The organism is Lutibacter sp. Hel_I_33_5 (assembly GCF_007827455.1).
GTDB lineage: Bacteria > Bacteroidota > Bacteroidia > Flavobacteriales > Flavobacteriaceae > Polaribacter.
In genome coordinates, this window is sequence record NZ_VISM01000001.1 from 2,064,197 (window position 1) to 2,067,168 (window position 2,972).

2 protein-coding genes are annotated in these 2,972 nt (G+C 33.1%); both read left to right on the forward strand.

Translation table 11 applies throughout. The features are described from left to right. Positions 1 to 3: 3 nt before the first annotated feature. Positions 4 to 921: a type IX secretion system membrane protein PorP/SprF gene (locus tag OD91_RS09130; RefSeq protein WP_144896082.1), complete on the forward strand. Its 918-nt coding sequence runs from the start codon at positions 4 to 6 to the stop codon at positions 919 to 921. Positions 922 to 933: 12 nt separating this feature from the next. Next, the gene (locus OD91_RS09135; RefSeq protein WP_144896083.1) at positions 934 to 2,571 is read left to right on the forward strand and encodes an OmpA family protein; all 1,638 of its coding nucleotides are present in this window, start codon (positions 934 to 936) and stop codon (positions 2,569 to 2,571) included. The last annotated feature ends 401 nt before the right edge of the window (positions 2,572 to 2,972 follow it).

Genomic DNA, 2,972 nt, shown 5'->3' on the forward strand with positions numbered 1-2,972 from the left:
GATATGAAATTAGAGAAGATATTAGTAGGGTTATTAATGCTATTGAGCGTAAGTATTTACGCTCAGCAAGACCCACAGTACACGCATTATATGTACAATATGAACATTGTGAATCCGGCCTATGCAGGATCACAAGAAGCGATGACGGTTAACTTTTTAGGGAGAAGCCAGTGGATTGGTATCCAAGGCGCCCCCCAAACAGTAACTCTAGGAATTCATGCACCTGTAGGAAAAAAGGTAGGATTAGGACTCTCTATTATAGCAGATAGACTAGGACCTGTAAGAGAACAAAGCTCGTATGCAGATTTTAGTTATACCCTGCAAGTAGGAGAGGACAAACACTTAGCCTTAGGATTAAAAGCAGGATTCTCCTTTTTAGATGTGAACTTGCCTTTTATCCAAACAACCAACCCAGGAGATGTGGCTTTTGCCAATCGAATTAACAGAGCGCTCCCAAACTTTGGAGCAGGAGTTTTTTATTATACTGATAAGTTCTATGCAGGAGTCTCTTTACCCAATATGTTAAAGACCCTCCATTTTGATAAGGCAGGAGGAAGTATAACAAAAGCAAGTGATGTAGCCCATTACTTTATTACCAGTGGATATGTATTTGATTTAAGTGAAACTTTAAAGTTCAAACCTTCATTTATGGTCAAGACCGCACCTGGAGCACCAACCTCGATAGACCTATCAGGAAACATACTATTGAATGATAAACTAGAATTTGGACTCTCATACCGTTTTGATGATTCTATATCAACCCTTATCAATGTACGAGCAACTAACAACCTGAGATTAGGCTATGCCTATGATCATACGGTTAGTAATTTAGGACAATTTAATTCAGGCTCCCATGAGGTGTTTTTATTATTTGATTTTTCATTTGTTAGTGATAAGATAAAATCACCAAGATTCTTTTAAAAACGATAGGCCATGAAAACATATGTACACAATATTAAAAAGACAATAAAACAAAGTATCATCGTAGCATTAGTACTGCTACTGGGTACTACACAAATAAACGCACAAGAAACTACTTATAGCGTTTATAGCGTAGAAGGCATCAACACAGAAGGAGCAGACTTTAGTCCGATGTATTATAAAGACAATGTAGTTTTTGCTTCAGAAAGACCAGACAAACGTACGGTAAGACACCGTTGGGGAAAAGACAAGAGAACCTTTTTAGACCTATACATAGCCAAAGTAGAAGATTCAACGAACTTAGTTAAAGAGATAGACTACTTCTCAATCGATAAGTTAAACACGACCTATCATGAATCTAATGCCGTGTTTACAAACGATCATCAAACAATATATTTTACACGCAATAATTATTATAAGAAACGTTATAGAACCGATAAGCGAGGAATCAATAAACTAAAACTCTACAAAGCAACAAGAAACGAAGAAGATACAGCTTGGGAAGATTTAGAAGAACTCCCTTTTAATAGTGATGAATTTTCCACAGGACATCCAGCATTAAGTGCAGATAATAAAACACTGTATTTTACCTCAGATAGAGAAGGCGGCTTTGGAAAGACGGACATCTATAAAGTTAAAATAAATGAAGATGGAAGTTATGGAGAAGTAATGAACCTAGGACAAGATATCAACACAACAGGAAAAGAGATGTTTCCGTTTGTAACCAAAGACAACAAATTGTATTTTTCATCAGACGGAAGAAAAGGTTTAGGAGGCTTAGATATATATAAGTACAACCTAAATAGTAAAGATAAAGCAACAAGTTTAGGAACATCAATAAATAGTAGTGCAGATGACTTTGGAATTGTCATCAATGAAACTCAAAATCCAAGAAGAGGGTATTTCTCATCGAACAGAGCAGGTGGATTAGGAGATGATGATATTTATGGATTTACCGAACAGCGAATCGCAGAAGAAATCAAACCCTGTGAACAAAGTGTAACAGGGTATGTAAGAGACAAAGAATTAAAGATTCCATTAGCCAATGCAAAGGTGACTATTAAGCAAAGAGAAGATAGTAAAACAATAGCAACAATAACAACAGACTTACAAGGAAAGTTTAGTTATAAACTACCTTGTAATAACAACTACACTGCTATTGCATCAAAGGAATATTATAAGCCAGATCAAGATATTTTTAGTACAACAGATACAGCTAAATTAGATTTAGATCTAGCCTTTGATTTAGGTTTAGTAGATGGCTTGACTTATAACAACAGGAATGAAATTATCATCAATATAAAACCAATTTACTTTGCTACTAATAAGTCAACAATTAGACCAGATGCTGCGAGAGAGTTGGATTATATTGTAAGTATAATGCAGAAGTATCCAAAGATGATTATCAAAGCAGCATCGCATACAGATTCAAGAGGAAGAGATTCTTATAATGAAGCTTTATCAAAAAGAAGAGCAGAGTCAACGATGAACTACATCACAAGAAAAGGAATTAGTTCAAACAGAATCACAGCACAGGGATATGGAGAAACTCAATTGACCAATGGATGTATAAACGGCGTACGATGTTCTAAAGGAGAACATCAATTGAACAGAAGAACTGAGTTTATCATTATAAGATTAAAAGAGTAAAAATTTCTAACAATTGATTAAAATTAAAAAGCATCTCTTTAAAAAGAGGTGTTTTTTTTATCTAAAAATTTATTAACAAGTAAAATAAATTTTAACAATAAAAATCTACTAACAAACGATTAAAAGACACCACTTGTCTAAAAAAAAGAGTTATTAACAATGTTTTATATTATATTTGTTTTAATAGGTCTAATTTTATTTGTTAAAAAAGTCTGAAAAATAAAGAAATTTTATAGTTTCTTAAAAAATTGCTAGCATACATTATTTGTATTGCTGGCATTTTGTGTTATTAAAAATGCCTACAAATAAATTAAACCTTTTTGTTGTTTATATGTCTTATTTATTAAATAATAACACATATAAGCATAATTAAAATTTTGCCCCAGATAATACAATAAAGT

Coding starts and splice junctions, on each gene's coding strand:
- OD91_RS09135 (WP_144896083.1), top strand. CDS start 934: ATGAAAACATATGTACACAATATTAAAAAGACAATAAAACAAAGTATC.
- OD91_RS09130 (WP_144896082.1), top strand. CDS start 4: ATGAAATTAGAGAAGATATTAGTAGGGTTATTAATGCTATTGAGCGTA.